Here is an 18,404-nt window from a genome sequence, read left to right on the forward strand (position 1 = left end):
AAGTCCCGTTGCGCCCGGCTTCGCCCGCCTTTAGGCAGGGCGCCATGAGCGGGGACATCGAAGGCATCGGAGCGGCGGTAACGGCAGGTCTGGCAGGCCGCGCGGTCGAGCCGGGCCATGGCGGCTTGCGCGGCGACGGTTCTGGTGTGCGCTGTCTCAACTGCGGGACCAGCCTGGTCGGTTCGCACTGCCATCGCTGCGGCCAAAAGGCTGACATCCACCGCAGCTTCGGGGCGATCGGTCACGACCTGGTCCACGCTATCTTTCATTTCGAGGGCAAGCTGTGGAACACGCTGCCGCTGCTCGCGTGGCGGCCCGGCGACCTCACGCGCCGTTATATCCATGGTGAGCGGGCGCGCTTCATCTCGCCGCTGGCGCTGTTCCTTTTTGCCGTGTTCCTGACCTACGCGGTGCTGGCGATGGTCGGCGCCGGGGCGATCGGCGGGCTCGACGTCGCGAAACTCGCCGACGAACAGACGCGGACCACGGCGATCAAGGACAGCATGCAGGTCGAGGTCGATCGCATCGACGCCGAACTTGCCAAACCCGGCCTGCCGCCGGCGAAGCGGCAGGATTTGCTCGATGAACGCGCAACGCTTCAGAAAAGCGCCGACTATCTCGGCATATCGCGCAGCCGCAGTGCGGACGAGCGCGCCGCCGATCGTGCCGCCGGGCCGCCGGTGCTCGACGATCCGTCGCAGCAGCTGATGACCAGCGCTGATTTTCTGTCGCGCAACAAGGTCGATACCGGCGTCGGCTTTATCGACAACGGGCTGCAAAAGGCGCTCGCGAACCCGGCGCTGATTCTCTATAAGCTCCAGGCGAACGCCTATAAATTCGCCTGGGCGCTGATCCCGCTGTCGCTGCCCTTCATGTGGCTGTTGTTCCCGTTCAGCCGCCGCTTCCACACCTACGACCATTTCGTGTTCGTCACCTATTCGATCAGTTTCATGCTGCTGCTGTTCGTCGCGGTGCGGCTGCTCAACCTGACCATCTTCGGCGAGCTCGCGACCTTTTTCGCGATGCTTTACGTGCCGTTCCATATGTACCGCCAGCTGCGCGGTGCCTATCGCTCGTCGCGGTTTGGGGCGTTCGTGCGCGCCACCGTGCTCATCAACTTCAGCCTGTTCGCGGTGATCGCTTTCATGCTGCTGCTGCTGACCATGGGGGTCATGGGATAACCTGGGCCGGTAAGGAGATTCGCGATGCACGCGCTTTGGGGCGAAATCGACCGCCGCCTGCTGATCAAGATCGGCACTGCGGGTCTCGCGGCGCTGGCGCTGCCCGGGGCGGCGCGCGCGATGATGGCGCAGGGCTTTACCCACGGCGTCGCCAGCGGCGAGCCGGGCGCCAATTCAGTCCTGCTCTGGACGCGCTATGCCGCGGCGAGCGACAGCGCGCTCACCGCCGAAATCTCCGAAAGTCCCGATTTCGCGAAGATCGCGGGCGGCGGCACCGTCACCGCAAAGGGCGACGGCGATCATATCGCGAAAATCACTGTCGACGGGCTCGAACCGGGACGCTGGTATTTCTACCGCTTCGTCGCGCCCGACGGCACCAAATCGCTCACCGGCCGCACCCGCACCCTGCCGCAGGGGGCGACGTCGGCGTTCAACCTTGCGCTCTTTTCCTGCTCGAACCTGCCGTTCGGCTGGTTCAATGCCTATGGCCACGCCGCGGCGCGGCAGGACATCGACCTCGTCATCCATGTCGGCGACTATCTTTATGAATATCCGGCCGGCGACTATCCGGCGGCCGAGCAGAAGGTGCCGGGCCGCGAGGTCCAGCCGGCCGGCGAACTCGTCGCGCTCGCCGACTACCGGCTGCGCTACGCCGCCTATCGCGCCGATCCCGACCTCCAGCGGCTGCACCAGCTGTTCCCGATGATCGCGCAATGGGACGATCACGAATTTGCCAACGATGCCTGGAAGGGCGGCGCCGAAAACCATAATGCGGGCGAGGGGAGCTGGACCGATCGGATCGCCGCCGCCGAACGCGCGCACACCGAATGGATGCCGGTGTCCGACACCCGCTGGCGCCATTACCAGGTCGGCGATCTCGCGACGATCTTCCTGCCCGAAACCCGCGTCACCGCGCGCGACAAGCCTTTCGAGATCAGCGATATCCTGCACGACACGCGCGATCCCGCGGCGGCGCTCAAGCAATTCGCCGAAGGTGCCTATCGCGATCCGGCGCGCCAGCTGATGGGCCAAACGCAGGAAAACTGGCTGGCGGACGGGCTCGCCGCCTCGACCCGGTCGAGTACGCGCTGGCAGGTCTGCGCGCAGCAGATCGTCATGGGCAGCCTGTTCACCCCGCCCGAATCGCGCGGCTGGTTCGGCGCCGACATGGCCGAGAATGTCCGCCGCCGCGTCGCCGCGTCGCAGATCGCGGCCAAGGCCGGGCTGCCGCTCAACATGGACAGCTGGGACGGCTATCCCGCAGCGCGCTCGCGCCTCCTCGCGGCGGCGCAGGCGGCCGATGCCGATTTCGTGACGCTGTCGGGCGACAGCCACAATGCCTGGGCGTTCGACCTTAGCGAAGGCGGCAAACCGGCGGGGGTCGAGATCGGCGGCCACAGCGTGACCTCACCGGGTTTCGAGACCTACACCCCCGGCATCTCCGACGAGATGCGGGTCACCGCGCTGCGCCGCTCGTCGCCGCAGCTCAAATGGGCGAACACCCAGGATCGCGGCTATGTCTCGGTGGCGCTGACCCGCGACCGGGTCACCGCCAACTGGCACAATCTCGGCACGATCCGCGACCGGTCGCTGGCGCTGAAAGACACCCACAGCATGACGGTGCAGCGGGGGCGGCGAATGTACGACGCGGCGTGAATCCGTCTCCCGTCGGGAGAGGGTTGCGCAGACTTGCGAAAGTGTTCGCTAGGCGAAGCTGGGTGAGGGGATCGACGCTCGCAGGATGAGCGGCGGGGCACCCTCATCCAAGTTCGCCTAATCGCTGCGCGATAAGGCTCCCTATCCTGCTCCCAAGGGGAGAAGGATTTCACTCGTACGGCGGGGCATCCTCGAATTCGCCAAACCACGGATAATCGTTCGCGACGCTGACGGTGAAATTGGCGGGGCGCTTTTCGAGGAAGCTCGACACGCCTTCGGCGGCGTCGGCGCTGCGCCCGCGCGCAAAGATCGCGCGGCTGTCCCAGCGGTGCGCGCTCATCGGGTGCGGCGCCCCCAGCATCCGCCACAGCATGTGACGGGTCAGCGCGACCGACACCGGCGCGCTATGGTCGGTCAGCTCGCGCGCCTTGGCGATCGCCGCGTCGATCAGCGCCCCCGGTGCATGGACCGACTGGACGAGTCCCTTTTCATGCGCTTCGGCGGCGTCGATCAGCCGCCCCGAATAGCACCAGTCGACCGCATTCTGGATACCGACCAGCCGCGGCAGGAACCAGCTCGACGCCGCCTCGGGCACGATGCCGCGGCGCGCGAAGACGAAGCCATAGCGCGCGGTGTCGCTCGCCAATCGCGCATCCATCGACAGCGTCATCGTCGCTCCGATGCCGACCGCGGCGCCATTGATCGCGCCGAGCACGGGTTTCTTGCAGTCGAAGATGCGCATCGACACGCGCCCGCCCGAATCGCGGATCAGCGGGTGCGACCAGTCGATCGTGCCATCCTCGGCCACCGGGCTCGCCGCGATGCCGCCCGGCAGGAGCGCCGCCTTGTCGGTGCGCTTGTCGTAATCGAAGGTCGCGGCGCCCTGACCCAGATCGGCGCCGGCGCAATAGGCGCGGTCGCCCGCGCCGGTGAAAATCACCGCGCGCACGCCATCGTCGGCGTCGCATTCGTCGAGCGCGGCAACGATCTCGAGCATCATCTCGGTGGTGAAGGCGTTCATCCGGTCGGGACGGTGCAGCGTCAGCAGCGCGATGCCTTCATGCTTTTCGAGGCGGATCTGGTCGAAGCTCATATTTCTCTCCCTTGCTCGCGCATCGTTGCAAGCGCGACCGGGAAGCGCAAGCTCTAGTTGACGTAAACGTAAAGATGTAAATGCGATCCGCTGCCTCTCCAGCGCCGTTCGCCCTGAGCTTGTCGAAGGGCCGTTCTTTCTTTCCGGCATCGAAGGAGAACGGTGCTTCGACAAGCTCAGCACGAACGGGAAGAGAGGCGCGCTCTGGTTCAACCCCGGGGATGACGCGCCCGGCCTTTGCCGCTATAGGCGCCCCATCGCCCCGGCACCGCGTCTTTCGATGAGTCGCATTTGCCGGGGCCAGCTATTTTGACGTTAAGGAAAGTCCCTGCCCATGGCCCGTCGCCGCCAGATTTACGAAGGCAAAGCCAAGATCCTTTACGAAGGCCCCGAACCTGGCACGCTGATCCAGTATTTCAAGGATGACGCGACCGCGTTCAACGCCCAGAAAAAGGGCACGATCAGCGGCAAGGGCGTGCTCAACAACCGCATTTCCGAGCATGTCTTCACCCTGCTCGGCAACATCGGCGTGCCGCATCATTTCATCCGCCGCCTCAACATGCGCGAACAGCTGATCCGCCAGGTCGAGATCGTGCCGATCGAGGTGATCGTGCGCAACGTCGCCGCGGGCACGTTGTCGAAGCGGCTGGGGATCGAGGAAGGCACGCAACTTCCCCGCACCCTGATCGAATATTGCTACAAGGACGATGCGCTGGGCGACCCGCTCGTCGCCGAGGAACATATCGCCTGCTTCAACTGGTGCAGCCAGGACGAGCTTCACGATATTCAGGACATGGCGATCCGCATCAACGACTTCATGAGCGGCATGTTCGCCGCGGTCGGCATCCGCCTCGTCGACTTCAAGCTGGAGTTCGGGCGGCTGTATGAAGGCGATTTCAGCCGCATCATCCTCGCCGACGAGATCAGCCCCGACGGCTGCCGCTTGTGGGACATGACGACGAACGAAAAGCTCGACAAGGACCGCTTCCGCCGCGACCTCGGCGGCGAAGTCGAAGCCTATCAGGAAGTCGCGCGCCGCCTAGGCCTGCTGCCCGAAGGCACCGACAATGCGGTGCTCGACCTCGACAGCCACCGCAAGAAAAAGGGCAGCTGAGGCTGCGATAGACGCCCTGCCGCTGATCGTTGAGCCGCGTCATTGCGAGGAGCCGAAGGCGACGTTGCAATCCAGAGCAGGCGTGCACCGCTCTGGATTGCTTCGCTTCCGCGATGCGGAAGTTTATCCCGAGCGCCCGCAAGGCAGTCGAAGGGCTCGCAATGACGCGTGAATTTGGTCTGGACCGACCCGTCAAATATTGATGCTGGTCGGGATCAGGCTCGGTTGCAGATAGGGATAGGGCAGCATCCGCTCGGCATTGCGCGCCGCAATCTCCACATCGACATTGGCGAGCGCGGCCTGGAACCACGCCAGCGGGCCTTCGGCGGCGATGACGCGCGCATCCTGGAACCACGCCGGATAGGGAAAGGCGTTGCTGCGATAGTCGCCGAGCGGGCGGTAATGCACCGATCACAGCAGTTCGAGCACGTTCAATTGTTCGAGCGCGAGCGCCATCGGCGGCATCATCGCCAGCCAGCCCGCCTTGTCGTGCCCCGCCTGCGCATCGGGCGCCGCCTGCCAGCCGGCGCCGGTGATCGCGGGGGCAAAGGCCATGACATCCTTTTGCGGGAAGTTGACCGCGGCATGCTGCGCGCTCGCGGTGAAGATCACCATCGTGCACACGTCGATCAGCCGGGCGCGCGTCGCGATCGCGCCGAACCCCTTGATCTGTGCCTCGCCGGAAAGGCATGCGGCCCAGGCGGTCAGTTCGGTGTCGGCGGCGACGTCGGCGTCGGCTGCATAATAAAGATCGACATATTGCCGCGCCCATTCGTGGATCGCGTGCCACACCAGCAGCGCATCGTCGCGATAGGGATAGTCGGCGAGCGCCGATCCGGTGCCGACGCCGCGCGCCGCAAGGTCGGCGGGCAGCATCTTGGCGGTGAAATCGAACCCCAGTCGTGCGTCGACCGCGGCCATCTGGCTCGACGCGATCGTGCCCGCGAAAATATGGTCGATCGGGCCGCCGGCGGCGATCAGCGACGTCGCCGCCTGCTCGTTGATGAACAATGTCCCCTCGAAATGCGGGACGAGCAGCGCCCAGATCGGGTGCGCTTCGGCGAGGTGGCGGTGCGTCGCGACCGCGAACGCCTCGATCACCAGATGGGTGCGGCCGAGGTGGGTGAACAATTCGTGGTAATTGCCGTCGGCGACCTGAACGACGAATTTCGCCATCTCCCAGCCCCACGACCGGTCGGCGACCGGCGAGGGGGTGAAGATCGGTCCGTCGGCGGGATCCTGCCCGCACTGGATCGCGACCGGCACCAGCGCCGATCCGCCCGGCGGCACCGCGAACAGCGCCATCGGCTGCCAGGCATATTTCGCCTCGCTGCCATAGGTGCCGGGATCGAGCACCGCGAGGTCGCGATAGTCGAGCATGAACAGACGCCCGTCGGCGAGCGCCGCGGCGAGCGTGTCGCCATTGACGACGCCGGCATATTGACCTGCGGTGAGCGGGAAATTGGCGGGCAGCGTCGTGCCCACCGCGGCGATCAGCATGTTGTTCGGACCCTGCACGCGCAGCCGCGCGAACATCGTGTCGTCGGGAAACGTCCACGCGATGCCGGGCAGCGGCAGCGTCGCGAACAGCGCGCGATACGCTTCGATGCTGCGCGGGGTGCGGCTGCCCAGCCCCGCAACTTCGGCCTCGCTGACCTTCATCAGCTCCTCGAGGCGATCCTTGTACCCCTTGAGCAGTGCGACGTGCATGTCGCGCTCGGCCGCCGCCACCGCCTGTTCGACGTCGCCGACGATGCGGGCAAAGATATTGCCGCCGCCGTGGACGCCGTGCGCGGCGGCGATCTTGGCGGTCGATGCCTCGATCGCATCGCATTCGGCCAGCGCAGCCTCATATTCGGCGCGCGGGGTATCGAGTTCGCCCTTGTCGACGCCGCCGAGCTTGACGGTCAGCGCGTTGCGCACGATCGCGAGGCCGACGCCGATCAGGACGCCGAACCAGGCGATCGTCGGCTCGTCGTTCTTCGGCACGTCGGTCGCCAGCGGCACGCCGGGCAGCGTCGGGATCGCGGTGGTCCACACATAGACCGACTGCGCCGCGGCGATCTGCGCGGCGCGCGCTGCCTGCTCGGTAGGGGTGTCGTCCTGCGGCAGGCTGGGGCTTGGCGACGGCAGCGGCGTGGCGGCGACGGGTGTGGGCGCGGGCGCAGCGGCAGGCGAGGTCAGCGACGGCGACGGAAAGGACATGGCAAGGCTCCCGGTGAATATAGCGCGAAATGATGGCGCGGCGGGCATGCCCGAACATGGTTAATATTTCGCGAGCCGGTGCGGCCAGGCGACTGGTTTCGCTAGGCGCTTATCCTTAACCGATGTTTTACATTCGCCTGCTATCTCAGCGGCATGACGGGGGTCTACACATGGTTGCGACGGCGGTTCTTTCCGCCGATTCCGGCGAATATCCGCGACGATATTGCGTTGTTGCGCGCCAATCGCGTCGAAACGCTGACCCCGATGCTGTTCCTGATGCTCGCGGCGACGACGCCGACCGCCATCTTCGGCGGCGTCGCGTCGGTGCATCCGTTTATCCGCATCGGCTTTCCGGTGATTCTGGCGGCGGTGTGCCTGATGGGGTTCATCGTCCTACGCCACAATCGCGGGCGGACGATGAGCCCGCGCCGGGCGCGGCGGGTGGTCAAGGAATCGACCTGGCTGTCGGGCTCGATGGGGCTGATGTGCTGCGTCTGGACGGTGACCAACTGGGTTGCCGCGCCGCCCGAAAACCACAGCTATTATGCGATGATCATGGCGATGGGCTCGCTCGCGACCGCCTATTGCCTCTCGTCGATCCGGTTTGCGACCATCGTCAATCTGGTGATCGGGCTGGTGCCGATCTCGCTGCTGATGCTGACCTCGGGCCATCCGGCCGAAATTGCTGCGGGGACCAGCCTCGTCGTCGCGACGGTCTTCCTGCTCCGCATGATCCTTCAGCAACATGGCCAGCTCGTCGCGCTGCTTCAGCTCCAGCAACAGATGCGCGACCTTGCGCACACCGACCCGCTCACCGGCCTGTGGAACCGCCGCGAACTCGACATGCGGCTCGACCAGGAAATCGCCGCGGCCGGCGACGGCAGCCGCTTCGCGATCGCGCTGCTCGACCTCGACGGGTTCAAACCGGTCAACGACCGGCACGGCCATGCGGTCGGCGACCTCTTGCTCTGCGAAGTCGCGGCGCGGCTGCGCCGGGCCTGCGGCGACGACGCGATGGTCGCGCGCCAAGGCGGCGACGAATTCGCCATCCTCGCGCCTGTGGGGTCGCCGCTGCTCGCGACCGCGCTCGCCGACCATGTCCTCGCCGGCCTCGCCGCGCCCTATCGCATCGAGGGGCAGCCGATCCGCGTCGGCGCCAGCATCGGCGTCGCGGTCTGGCCCGACGACGGCGCGAGCGCGCGCAAGCTGTTCGAGAATGCCGATCGCGCGCTCTATGCGGCGAAGGCGGTCGAGCGCGACCCGATGTCGTTGGTCGAAAGCGGTCAGCGCACCGCCTGAGCATGGCTTGACCGCCCGGCGGGCGGTGGCCACACGGGTTGCCATGACCAGATTGTCCGTCCGGCGCGCCTCGCTCGCCCTGTCGCCCCTCGTCCTGCTTCTGTCCGGCACCGCCGCGGCCTCTGCGCAACAGGCGGTCGCCCAGACCGCCCCCGTCAATCCGCAGACCGATGCCGCGCGGGTGTGGAACTTCGCCGCGAGCGACGTGCCGGTCGATCCGAACATCGTCTTCGGTACCCTCCCCAACGGCATGAAATATGCGCTGCTCAAGAACAGCACGCCCAAGGACAGCGTCGTGCTGCGCATGCGCTTCGACGTCGGCAGCTTTGCCGAAGCCGACGATCAGCGCGGGCTCGCCCATTTCCTCGAGCATATGGCGTTCAACGGGTCGAAGGGCGTGCCCGAGGGTGAGATGATCAAGCTGCTCGAACGCAAGGGGCTCGCCTTCGGCGCCGATACCAATGCGTCGACCGGGTTCGACCGGACGATCTACAAGCTCGACCTGCCGAACGCGACCGACGACCTGATCGACACCGGGCTGATGCTGATGCGCGAAACCGCGAGCGAACTGACCATCGATCCCGCGGCGGTCGATCGCGAGCGCGGGATCATCCTCTCCGAACGGCGCGCGCGCGACACCTATCAGCTGCGCAGCGTGGTCGATCAGTTCGAATTCCAGATGCCGGACATGACCGTCGCGAACCGCCTGCCGGTCGGCACCGAGGCGGTCATCCGCACCGCCCCCGCCGCGCGGCTGCGCGACCTCTACGAGCGCTATTATCGCCCCGAGCGCGCGACGCTCGTCGTTGTCGGCGACTTCGATCCGGCGGCGGTCGAGGCCAAGATCAAGGCGCGCTTTGGCGACTGGACGGGCCGCGGTCCGGCCGGCGCCGATCCCGACATCGGCACCATCGACTATGCGCGCGCCGCGGCCGCCGACGATTTCGTCGACCCGGCGATCCAGGATTCGGTCACGCTTGCAATGTTCAAGCCGTGGGTCCAGCTGCCCGATACCCGCGCCAAGCGCGCCCGCAACCTGGCCGAAGAGGTCGGCGAAGCGATCGTCAGCCGCCGCCTCGCCAAGATCGCGCTCGACGAGGAGTCGCCGATCCTCAGCGGCTATTTCAGCGAAGCGGGCGGCTGGAAAATCTTCGATCAGGTGACCTTCGGCGCGATCGCCAAGGAAGGCGCGTGGCGCGAGGCGCTGGCGCTCGTCGAGCAGGAAAGCCGCCGCGCCGTCGAACATGGCTTCACCCAGGCCGAAGTCGACGAGCAGCTCGCCAACCGCCGCACCGGGCTGCGCAACGCGGTCGCGGGCGTGACGACGCGGCGCAGCGAGACGCTCGCCGACACGCTGATCGAGGCTGCCGACGGCGATTTCGTCGTCGTCCGCCCCGAAACGACGCAGACGCTGTTCGAGGCGACCGCACCGTCGCTCGACGCCGCCGCGGTCACCGCGGCGTTCCGGGCGCGGATGGCCGGGATGAGCGCGCCGCTCGCGCGCGTCACCGCGAAAACGCCGGTCGAGGGCGGCACTGCCGCGATCCTCGCCGGACTGGCGGCATCGCAGCAGGTCGCGGTGGCGGCGCCGGTCGCCGCGACCAGCAGCGCCTTCGCCTATGACGATTTCGGTCTGCCCGGCCGGGTCGTCGCCGATAACCGCATCGAGGATCTGGGCATTCGCCGCATCCGCTTTGCCAACAATGTCATGCTCAATATCAAAAAGACCGATTATCAGAAGGACCGCGTCTATCTGTCGCTGCGCGTCGACGGCGGCAATCTGCTCGCGACGCGCGACGATCCGACGAAGGTGTCGCTCGCGGGGTCGATCACCGTCGGCGGGCTCGCGGCGCACAGCTTCGACGAACTGCGCACGATCCTCGCCGGGCGGACGGTCAGCCCGAGTTTCGGGTCGGACACCGATGCGTTCGGCGGCAATGCGCTGACGTCGCCCGAAGATTTCGCGCTACAGGCCAAGCTGATGACCGCGATGCTGACCCATCCCGGCTACCGCGCCGACGGCCTTGCGTTGATCCGCCGGTTCCTGCCGCAGCAATATGCCGCGAACGACGCGACCCCGGCGGCGGTGATCGCGCGCGACGTCGGCGGCATCCTCGCCAACGACGATCCGCGGTCGCAGACCCCGCCGCTCGCGACGCTGCTCGCGCTCGACTGGAACCAGCTCAAACCCGCGATCGCCGACAGTTTTGCGCACGGCGCGATCGAGGTCGGGGTGGTCGGCGACATCGACGAGCAGGTGGCGATCGATGCGATCGCGGCGACCTTCGGCGCCTTGCCCGCACGCCGCGCCGCCTTCGACCCGCGCCCCGATGCGCGGGTGCGCGAATATGCGACCGACCGCAGCGAACGCACGCTGATCCACAAGGGCCCCGCCGAACAGGCCGAACTGCGCGTCTATTGGCCGGCGCGCGACGACAGCGACCTCGCCGAAGCGATGCGGCTGAACCTGCTGGCGCGGGTGATGCAGCTCAAGCTGACCGAGGAACTGCGCGAACGGCTCGGCGAAAGCTACAGCCCCGGCGCCGGCGCCAGCCTGTCGGACGAGTTTCCAGGATACGGCCACCTGCTCGCCGCCAGCAACGTCGATTACAAGGATCTGGCGACGACGCGCGCCGCGATCTTCGCGATTGCCGGCGAACTGCGCGCCGCGCCGGTCGATGCCGACCTGCTCGACCGCGCGCGGCGCCCGCTCGTCGAATCGATGACCAAGGCGCGGCGCGAGAACAGCTATTGGCTGAACTATGTCGCCGAGGCGACGACCCACGCCGAACGCCTCGACCGCAGCCGCAACGGCATCGCCGAAGTCACCGCCGCGACGCCCGCCGAGTTGCAGGCGCTGGCGCAGCGCTATCTGGTCGACGACAAGGCCCTGGTGATCCGCGCCGTGAGCGACAAGGCGGGGACGTAGCGGGGTTGCGGGGCTCGAAGCTCTGAAGGCGACCGGTCGCGGTCGTCGATTGCTCCCCTCCCTTTTAGGGAGGGGCAGGGGGGTGGGTCGCCGCCAACGGCGGCATTCGCACCGCCGCTCGCTATCGCTCGCAACCCACCCCTAACCCCTCCCTGAAAGGGAGGGGAATTGTCTGCAAATCCACTTCAACGATCACTAACCCCCCACTCCACTCCCACACGATTGACGCGCGCGCGGACGGATGTTCTATAGCGCTCGGGGGGATGGGGCCGAGAGCTCTGCTCAGCCATATTGCCTTACTTCGCTACATATTGGGTCGCTCCGCTTTTCGTAACCTGACCGGACGGCGCAAGGGGCGCCTCTCCGGTGGGAAACATGACACTGGAGGGACCAACATGACGACCAAGAACAGCCTGTTTGCCGCCACCCTGCTCGCCGGCACCGCCGGCGCCGCGCTGCTGCTCACGCCGCAGCAGGCCAAGGCCGAGGACTGCCTGCTCGACCGCGACAATGACGGCGTCGTCGACGCCGCGACCGATAATGACGGCGGGGCTGATTCGGCCAATACCGACAATCGCTTAGCCTGCGGCGTCGGTGCAACTGCGACGGGCTCTGTCTCCACCGCTGTGGGGGCCTCGGCACAGGCGACCGACTTCGTATCGACGGCCTTTGGCGCCTTTTCCAATGCGTCGGGAGACCAGTCCTCAGCCCTGGGTGGAGGCGCAGCAGCAAGCGGAGATAACGCGGTTGCCGTGGGCGTGAACAATGTGGCCAGCGCGGCTGGCGCCGTCTCGATAGGTGGCGGGGACAATCCTTCCGCTGGTGCAGTGGCGTCCGGGGTGGGCGCTGTCGCCATCGGCGGGGGAGAGGGAGCGAACTCGGGAGCGCAAGCCACAGCAGACCGCACCATCGCCATCGGCACCGCCACCGACGCCACGGCAACGGGCGCCATCGCCATCGGCGGCGACGGCGGCGATGTCGGCACGGAAGGCGCCCAGGCGACGGGCGTCGGCTCGATTGCGCTGGGCGAAGACGCGTCGGGCACCGGCAACCGGTCGGTCGCCATCGGCAGCAATGCCCGCACGCTGGCTGGCGGCGCGACCGCGCTGGGCTTCGACAGCACCGCGGCGATCAACGCGACCGCGCTCGGCGGGCAGGCCGCGGCAAACGGTGACGGCGCTACGGCCGTCGGGCAAGGCGCGCAAGGCGGCGGTGCCCGCTCGTTCGCCGGCGGCCAGTTCTCACAGGCGCTGGGCGAGCATTCGGTGGCCATTGGCGGCGGGACCAGTTTCGCCACTTCCGCCACCGCCAACGGCTCGAACGCCATTGCCATCGGGCAGGCCGACGCGGTGGGCAATTTTGCCATTGCCGTCGGGTCCGAGGCCAATGCCGCGGCGGCCGATGCCATCGCCGTGGGCCGGTCGAGCAGCGCGTCGGGGGGCAACATCGCGATCGGCCTGTTCAGCGCCGCCAACAGCTCCTCCGGCATCGCCATCGGCGGCGACAGCAATGACGGCGACAGCATCGGCGCGCAGGCGGGGTCTTTCTCCACTGCTTTGGGTGCCGACGCGCTCGCCACCGGGTTCAATTCGACCGCAGTGGGTGAAGGTGCGCAGGCGACCGGTGGCGGGGGAACCGCACTCGGGGTCGAAACGCGCGCCACCGGGTCAAGAGCAACGGCGATTGGACTCGGCGCCGCCGCCACCACAATGGACGCAACCGCCTTGGGAAGCGACGCGCTATCGACCGGCGTCGGCGCGACCGCGCTCGGAAGGGAGTCGGTCGCCAGTGCCGAGGGGGCGACAGCGCTGGGAAGTGTAGCGCAGGCCACCGGCACGCGCGCGATTGCGATCGGCGTCGATGGTGCCGACGGCGACGCACTGGGCGCGCGCGCCGTTGGCGCATCCTCGATCGCCTTCGGGGTCGATGCGCAGGCCACCACCGAAAATGCCGCGGCGTTCGGCGTCAACGCGCTGGCCACCGGGAGTGGCGGGCTGGCGCTCGGGCGCAACACCATCGCATCGGGGGTCAGCGCCGCCGCGATCGGCAACAATGCCCAGGCGCGCAACCAGAACAGCACCGCGATCGGCTTTGTCGCCCAGGTGCGGGGCAACGAAGGCACCGCGGTCGGCACCAACACCCAGGTGACGCAGGCGCGCGGCACCTCGGTCGGCTTTGCCGCCATCTCGGCTGCGAACGCGACGGCGGTGGGCAGCGGGGCGCAGGCGACGCTGCTGCGCGCCACCGCGGTGGGCAGCACCGCCACCGCCAGCCGCACCGATGCGACCGCGCTGGGCTCGGCCGCGGTTGCCGCGCACGACCGCTCGACTGCGGTCGGCTTCGGCGCCGCGACGACCGCGACCGACCAGGTCGTCGTGGGCGGCGCGGGGTCCTCGGTCGTCATCGGCGACATCGCCGCCTCCGACGCGGTGCAGATGGGCGACGAGCAGGTGGTCACCATCGACGGCAACGGCACGCTCGGCGTCTCGAATATGGCCTCCGCCGCCAGCGTTCGGAGCATGCGGGTCAGCGTCGATTATCTCGCCGCGGTCACCGATGCGCAATTCTCGGCGCTCGAAGACCGGGTCGGCGGGATCGAGAGCGGGCTGGCCGAAACCGGCTTCCGCCTCGACAAAATGGACAAAAGGTTGAGCGGCGGGATCGCCGCGGCGATGGCGATGGGCAATGCGCCGATCATTCCGGGCAGCAACCTGTCGCTGTGGGTCAACGCCGCGACCTATGGCGGGCAACAGGCGATCGCCGGCTCGCTGACCGGCCGAATGTCCGAAAAAGTCTATGTCTCGGCAGGCGTCAGCGGCAACACCGGCGGCGGCGAATGGGGCGGGCGCGTCGGGGTAGGCATCGGCTTCTAGCCGTTTTCCGGCAGTGACGGCCGTGACGGGCCGTCGCTTCAGGGCCAGCAACGCGGGCGTGGTGTGCTGAAGCACCGCGCCTGCGTTCGCTTTGTCGCCGGCGGGCTAAACCCGCCCCGGCGCCCGGGCGCGGAGGAAGTTCTCGAGCGCCACGAACAGCATCTCGCGCGCGTCGCTGCCCAGCATTTCGGCGGTCAGCCAGTCGAAATCGACGCGGTCGCGGCGCGTCGCGGCGCCGACCATCGCGGCGAGCAACGCTTCGTCGAAGCTGGCCTGCGGGCAGCATGGCGGCGCGACGGCAAAGGGGTCGGGCCACACCTGGCCGATCGCCTCGACCACCAGCCGATAGCGCCGCGCGGCAAGGATATTGCCCCAGCGCCGTTCCAGTTCGGGCATCGGGTCGCGCTCGCTGCGGCGGCACAGGACGCAATATCGCAGCGCGAGCACCGCCTGCGCCGCCTCGACCGGCAGGTCGCGCACCAGCGGCTGGTCGCTAAGGGTGCGGATCAGGTCGCGGCTTGGCGTCATCGTGCTCGTCTCCCGGCTCGGCATATCCCGTCCACCCGGCGAAAAAGCCGCCGGCCGCTGCGTGGTGCAGCGGCCGGCAGGAGGGGACTGCCCCACCTTGCTATTGAGAATTATTCGCAAATACAAGCGAAAAAAGAGGCGCCCGAAAGCGCCCCTGAAAAAAGTTCAAAATCCCTCCCCTTCAGGGGAGGGTAGAGAGACTTGGCAGCTTGCTGCCTAGTCGCAGCGGGTGGGGGCCAGCGGCGTAGCGCAAGGCCGATGCCCCCCACCCCGCTCGACTAAAGGTCCGGCTGACGCCGGACCAAGTCTCACTGCCCCTCCCCTGAAGGGGAGGGGGTAAGACCTCAATCCTCGCCGACCGACTTCGACTGCAGCTGGATATAATTTTCGATCCCCATCCGCTCGATCATCTCGAACTGCTTTTCCAGCTCGTCGACATGATGCTCCTCGCTCTCAAGGATGTCGGCGAACAGGTCGCGGCTGACATAGTCGCGCACGCTTTCCGAATGGGCGATCGCGTCCTTGAGCAGTGGCAGTGCTTCTTCCTCCAGCGCCAAATCGGCCTTGAGGATTTCCTCGACCGTTTCGCCAACGCGCAGCCGGCCGAGCATCTGGAAATTGGGCAGGCCGCCGAGGAAGAGGATGCGGTCGGCCAGCTTGTCGGCGTGCTTCATCTCGTCGATCGATTCCTCGCGCTCGAAATGCGCCAGCTTCGCGACGCCCCAATTGTCGAGCATGCGATAGTGCAGCCAATATTGGTTGATCGCGGTCAGCTCGTTCTTGAGCGCCTCGTTCAGAAAATCGATGACCTTTTCGTCGCCCTTCATGCTGTCGTTCCTGTCATTTTGTCTTGGGAGTGGAATGGGCGCATTATAGACGCCCCCGCCCGCTCAGGCCAAGGTCGAAAATGGCGGAAATCCAAGAAAAATCAGGCGGTCGCGGCGACGTCGCTGATGATATTGCGAGCGAATGACAGGCACTGGCCGCACTTGGGTTTGCGACCCAGTTGCGCATAGGCGGCCTTGGCGCACCGCAACTGGCCACTCCGCGCGACATCGCGCAGCTGGCTTTCCTTTATTGCGTTGCAGACACAGACGACCATGTGCGAATCCTTCTCAACAAGTCCGGTGTAGGGATAGTGCGACAGATTCGCAACAACAAAGTTGCGACTGACTCGCAGTCCGAACAGGCGCAATTTTGCGCCGCTCGCCCCTTGCTCGCCGTGTGATTCGCGGGCATAGGCGCGCCCATCATCCCGCCCTCCGCAGCAAAGGTCGTCATCGCATGAAGGTCCAGGTCTATGTGACGCTCAAGCCCGGGGTGCTCGATCCGCAGGGCAAGGCGATCCACCACGCGCTCGAAGGGCTGGGTTTCGCCGGGGTCGCCGACGTGCGCGCCGGCCGCTTCATCGAACTTGAGGTCGCTGACGATGTCAGCGACGCCGATCTCGACGCGATGTGCGCGAAGTTGCTCGCCAACACGGTGATCGAAAACTACCGCATCGAACGCGCCTGACGCGCCGCACGAAGGAGCCAGCGCCATGAAGACCGCCGTCATCGTCTTTCCCGGCTCCAATTGCGACCGCGACATGGCGGTCGCGCTCGAGACCGTGACCGGCCGTGCCCCTGCGATGGTGTGGCACCGCGACAGCGACCTGCCGGATGGCATCGATTTCATCGCACTGCCCGGCGGCTTTTCCTATGGCGACTACCTTCGCTCGGGCGCGATGGCGGCGCGCTCGCCGATCCTGCGCAGCGTCGCAGCAGCGGCCGCCCGAGGCGTCCCCGTGCTCGGTGTGTGCAACGGCTTCCAGGTACTGACCGAGGCCCAGTTGCTGCCCGGCGCGCTGATGCGCAACGCGGGGCTCAACTTCGTCTGCCGCAGCGTGCCGCTGACCGTCGAAAACAGCCAGTCGCTGTTCACCGCCGGCTATGCTGCGGGCGAGACGATCGACATTCCCGTCGCGCACCATGACGGCAATTATTTCGCCGACGCCGACACGCTCGACCGGATCGAGGGCGAGGGGCGGGTCGCCTTCCGCTATGCCGACACCGTCAACGGGTCGGCGCGCGCCATCGCGGGGGTGCTGAACGACGCCGGCAATGTGCTCGGCATGATGCCGCACCCCGAACGCGCGATCGATCGCGCCCACGGCGGCACCGACGGCTTACGTCTGTTCGAAGCGGCGCTGGGCGTCCTCGCCTGACGGCTCGGGGACGGCGTCCTCGCCTGACGGTTCGGGCGGCGCATCCTCGCCCGCCCTTTCCACCTCGTCGCCCCGCCGCGGCGCGAGCCAGGGCAGAACGATCGCCAGCACGACCGGCCAGAACAGCGTGTTCCAGATGTCGTGCCAATGCGCAGCGGTGTCGCATTGCTGCTTGCGCAGCAGCTCGAACCCATGGTCGAGCCATTCGCCGGTCAGCGTTCCTGCGGCGATCAGCAGCAGCGCGAAGACGGTGCTGCCGCGGCCGCGCCACAGCAGCTTGACGGCAAGGAACAGGCCGAGCGCGACGTAGATATGGAGGGCGTCGCGGCTCAGCCCGGTGATCGCGATCAGCGACACCTTGGCGTTCACGAAGGTTAGCGGCAATGAATCGAGCAATTTATACCTTCGCCCTGAACGGGGTGAAATCGGTGCCTTCGTCGAACACATCGACCCCTTCGCGCCGCTTCAATGCGCCGACGACGACATAGGTGACAGGGGTCAGCGCCGCCTCCCACAATGTCTTGATCAGCCACTGCGACAGCACGACCTGCATAAGCTGTTCGGGCGGCCAGCCGGCAAGGCCGTAAAAGGCGAGCGGGTAGAAAATCAGGCTGTCCAGCCCCTGGCCGACGATCGTCGATCCGATCGTGCGCGCCCACAGAAAGCGTCCCGCGGTCCAGATTTTCATCCGCGCAAGGACGTAGGAGTTGGCGAATTCGCCAACCCAGAAGGCGAGCATCGAGGCGACAACGATCCGCCAGCTGTTGCCGAAGACGAATTCATAGCTTTCCTGCCCCGGCCACCCCTTGGCGGGGGGCAGTGACACGACGACCCACGCCATGAATGCCATGAAGGCGAGCGCCGCGAACCCGGTCCAGATCACCCGCCGGGCGCGGGCATAACCGTAAACCTCGGTCAGCACGTCGCCGATGATATAGCTGATCGGGAAAAACAGCACCCCGGCGCCGAACGCCCATTCGCTGCCGTCCGGGAGCGGGATATAGCTCGGCTTCGACGCGCCGATGATGTTCGACAGCAACAGGATGGCGACAAAGGCCGCCATGATCAGGTCGTAATAACGGAACTGGCGCACGCTCGCGGCGGCGACGGGCGCGGGCGGGGCCGGCGGCGGAGCGGGGTCGGTCATGGGCGTGCTGCTTAACCTGCTTTGCAGCCCAAGCAAACCGCGCTATTCGCGCGGCGGACAGCCTCGTGCACGCGCCCGTAGCTCAGCTGGATAGAGCACCCGCCTTCTAAGCGGGTGGTCGCAGGTTCGAATCCTGCCGGGCGCGCCAACACCAAAGAGTCGTGGATTAGCAT

The 18,404-nt window shown here is 66.9% G+C and carries 16 protein-coding genes and 1 tRNA gene; 9 read left to right on the top strand and 8 right to left on the bottom strand.

The features are described 5' to 3' along the window. The first annotated feature begins 44 nt into the window (after positions 1-44). Complete coding sequence (locus HEQ22_RS02385) at positions 45-1,181, top strand: DUF3667 domain-containing protein (RefSeq protein ID WP_432769604.1); 1,137 nt, start codon at positions 45-47, stop codon at positions 1,179-1,181. A gap of 24 nt (positions 1,182-1,205) precedes the next feature. Further along, positions 1,206-2,837: an alkaline phosphatase D family protein gene (locus tag HEQ22_RS02390; protein ID WP_432769605.1), complete on the top strand. Its 1,632-nt coding sequence runs from the start codon at positions 1,206-1,208 to the stop codon at positions 2,835-2,837. A 169-nt stretch (positions 2,838-3,006) separates the two neighbouring features. Here HEQ22_RS02390 and HEQ22_RS02395 read toward each other — a convergent pair whose 3' ends face one another. Continuing rightward, positions 3,007-3,930 (bottom strand): crotonase/enoyl-CoA hydratase family protein, encoded by a 924-nt coding sequence (locus HEQ22_RS02395; RefSeq protein ID WP_432769606.1) that lies wholly within the window; start codon positions 3,928-3,930, stop codon positions 3,007-3,009. A gap of 334 nt (positions 3,931-4,264) precedes the next feature. On the opposite strand from HEQ22_RS02395, the gene purC reads away from it, so the two are divergent. Further along, positions 4,265-5,044, top strand: a complete 780-nt coding sequence (purC, locus tag HEQ22_RS02400; RefSeq protein WP_432769607.1) for a phosphoribosylaminoimidazolesuccinocarboxamide synthase — start codon at positions 4,265-4,267, stop codon at positions 5,042-5,044. Positions 5,045-5,236: 192 nt separating this feature from the next. Here the strand turns inward: purC and HEQ22_RS02405 are convergent, their stop codons facing one another. Both HEQ22_RS02405 and HEQ22_RS02410 read right to left on the bottom strand, forming a co-directional pair. Continuing rightward, the gene (locus tag HEQ22_RS02405; RefSeq protein WP_432769608.1) at positions 5,237-5,452 is read right to left on the bottom strand and encodes a hypothetical protein; all 216 of its coding nucleotides are present in this window, start codon (positions 5,450-5,452) and stop codon (positions 5,237-5,239) included. Between the two features lie 3 nt (positions 5,453-5,455). Beyond that, positions 5,456-7,249, bottom strand: a complete 1,794-nt coding sequence (locus HEQ22_RS02410; protein WP_432769609.1) for a lipoxygenase family protein — start codon at positions 7,247-7,249, stop codon at positions 5,456-5,458. Positions 7,250-7,477: 228 nt separating this feature from the next. On the opposite strand from HEQ22_RS02410, the gene HEQ22_RS02415 reads away from it, so the two are divergent. The 3 genes from HEQ22_RS02415 (at position 7,478) to HEQ22_RS02425 (ending at position 14,350) form a co-directional block, all read left to right on the top strand. Beyond that, positions 7,478-8,548 carry a GGDEF domain-containing protein gene (locus tag HEQ22_RS02415; protein WP_432769610.1) on the top strand — a complete coding sequence of 357 codons (1,071 nt, stop codon included), beginning with the start codon at positions 7,478-7,480 and terminating at the stop codon, positions 8,546-8,548. Positions 8,549-8,591: 43 nt separating this feature from the next. After that, positions 8,592-11,477, top strand: a complete 2,886-nt coding sequence (locus tag HEQ22_RS02420) for a M16 family metallopeptidase (RefSeq protein ID WP_432769611.1) — start codon at positions 8,592-8,594, stop codon at positions 11,475-11,477. A 395-nt stretch (positions 11,478-11,872) separates the two neighbouring features. Further along, on the top strand, positions 11,873-14,350 hold the full coding sequence (locus tag HEQ22_RS02425; protein ID WP_432769612.1) for a YadA-like family protein: 2,478 nt from the start codon (positions 11,873-11,875) through the stop codon (positions 14,348-14,350). Positions 14,351-14,455: 105 nt separating this feature from the next. Here the strand turns inward: HEQ22_RS02425 and HEQ22_RS02430 are convergent, their stop codons facing one another. The 3 genes from HEQ22_RS02430 to HEQ22_RS02440 all read right to left on the bottom strand — a co-directional run bounded on the left by HEQ22_RS02430 (position 14,456) and on the right by HEQ22_RS02440 (position 15,980). Further along, complete coding sequence (locus tag HEQ22_RS02430) at positions 14,456-14,878, bottom strand: addiction module antidote protein (RefSeq protein ID WP_432769613.1); 423 nt, start codon at positions 14,876-14,878, stop codon at positions 14,456-14,458. Positions 14,879-15,222: 344 nt separating this feature from the next. Next, positions 15,223-15,705: a bacterioferritin gene (bfr, locus tag HEQ22_RS02435; protein WP_432769614.1), complete on the bottom strand. Its 483-nt coding sequence runs from the start codon at positions 15,703-15,705 to the stop codon at positions 15,223-15,225. Positions 15,706-15,806: 101 nt separating this feature from the next. Beyond that, positions 15,807-15,980, bottom strand: coding sequence for a (2Fe-2S)-binding protein (locus tag HEQ22_RS02440; protein ID WP_293643429.1), 174 nt, complete (start codon positions 15,978-15,980; stop codon positions 15,807-15,809). 182 nt (positions 15,981-16,162) lie between these two features. Here HEQ22_RS02440 and purS point away from each other — a divergent pair, with 182 nt between their 5' ends. Together purS and purQ are read left to right on the top strand one after the other, a co-directional pair. Beyond that, positions 16,163-16,393 carry a phosphoribosylformylglycinamidine synthase subunit PurS gene (purS, locus tag HEQ22_RS02445; protein ID WP_432769615.1) on the top strand — a complete coding sequence of 77 codons (231 nt, stop codon included), beginning with the start codon at positions 16,163-16,165 and terminating at the stop codon, positions 16,391-16,393. 25 nt (positions 16,394-16,418) lie between these two features. Further along, positions 16,419-17,084 carry a phosphoribosylformylglycinamidine synthase subunit PurQ gene (gene purQ, locus HEQ22_RS02450; protein WP_432769616.1) on the top strand — a complete coding sequence of 222 codons (666 nt, stop codon included), beginning with the start codon at positions 16,419-16,421 and terminating at the stop codon, positions 17,082-17,084. Here purQ and HEQ22_RS02455 read toward each other — a convergent pair. Together HEQ22_RS02455 and HEQ22_RS02460 are read right to left on the bottom strand one after the other, a co-directional pair. Continuing rightward, positions 17,046-17,480, bottom strand: coding sequence for a hypothetical protein (locus tag HEQ22_RS02455; RefSeq protein WP_432769617.1), 435 nt, complete (start codon positions 17,478-17,480; stop codon positions 17,046-17,048). The two genes, purQ and HEQ22_RS02455, sit on opposite strands and share 39 nt — an antisense overlap. Position 17,481: 1 nt before the next feature. After that, on the bottom strand, positions 17,482-18,231 hold the full coding sequence (locus HEQ22_RS02460; RefSeq protein ID WP_432769618.1) for a queuosine precursor transporter: 750 nt from the start codon (positions 18,229-18,231) through the stop codon (positions 17,482-17,484). A 71-nt stretch (positions 18,232-18,302) separates the two neighbouring features. Here HEQ22_RS02460 and HEQ22_RS02465 point away from each other — a divergent pair. Beyond that, a tRNA-Arg gene (locus HEQ22_RS02465) sits at positions 18,303-18,379 on the top strand. Positions 18,380-18,404 lie beyond the last annotated feature (25 nt).

Origin of the sequence: Sphingopyxis sp., assembly GCF_050916055.1 — a bacterium.
GTDB lineage: Bacteria > Pseudomonadota > Alphaproteobacteria > Sphingomonadales > Sphingomonadaceae > Sphingopyxis.

Excerpts from the sequence above, each read along its gene's own strand:
- HEQ22_RS02385 (WP_432769604.1), top strand. The coding sequence starts at position 45 with ATGAGCGGGGACATCGAAGGCATCGGAGCGGCGGTAACGGCAGGTCTG.
- HEQ22_RS02390 (WP_432769605.1), top strand. The coding sequence starts at position 1,206 with ATGCACGCGCTTTGGGGCGAAATCGACCGCCGCCTGCTGATCAAGATC.
- HEQ22_RS02395 (WP_432769606.1), bottom strand. The coding sequence starts at position 3,930 with ATGAGCTTCGACCAGATCCGCCTCGAAAAGCATGAAGGCATCGCGCTG.
- purC (WP_432769607.1), top strand. The coding sequence starts at position 4,265 with ATGGCCCGTCGCCGCCAGATTTACGAAGGCAAAGCCAAGATCCTTTAC.
- HEQ22_RS02410 (WP_432769609.1), bottom strand. The coding sequence starts at position 7,249 with ATGTCCTTTCCGTCGCCGTCGCTGACCTCGCCTGCCGCTGCGCCCGCG.
- HEQ22_RS02420 (WP_432769611.1), top strand. The coding sequence starts at position 8,592 with ATGACCAGATTGTCCGTCCGGCGCGCCTCGCTCGCCCTGTCGCCCCTC.
- HEQ22_RS02425 (WP_432769612.1), top strand. The coding sequence starts at position 11,873 with ATGACGACCAAGAACAGCCTGTTTGCCGCCACCCTGCTCGCCGGCACC.
- HEQ22_RS02430 (WP_432769613.1), bottom strand. The coding sequence starts at position 14,878 with ATGACGCCAAGCCGCGACCTGATCCGCACCCTTAGCGACCAGCCGCTG.
- bfr (WP_432769614.1), bottom strand. The coding sequence starts at position 15,705 with ATGAAGGGCGACGAAAAGGTCATCGATTTTCTGAACGAGGCGCTCAAG.
- HEQ22_RS02440 (WP_293643429.1), bottom strand. The coding sequence starts at position 15,980 with ATGGTCGTCTGTGTCTGCAACGCAATAAAGGAAAGCCAGCTGCGCGAT.
- purS (WP_432769615.1), top strand. The coding sequence starts at position 16,163 with ATGAAGGTCCAGGTCTATGTGACGCTCAAGCCCGGGGTGCTCGATCCG.
- purQ (WP_432769616.1), top strand. The coding sequence starts at position 16,419 with ATGAAGACCGCCGTCATCGTCTTTCCCGGCTCCAATTGCGACCGCGAC.
- HEQ22_RS02460 (WP_432769618.1), bottom strand. The coding sequence starts at position 18,231 with ATGACCGACCCCGCTCCGCCGCCGGCCCCGCCCGCGCCCGTCGCCGCC.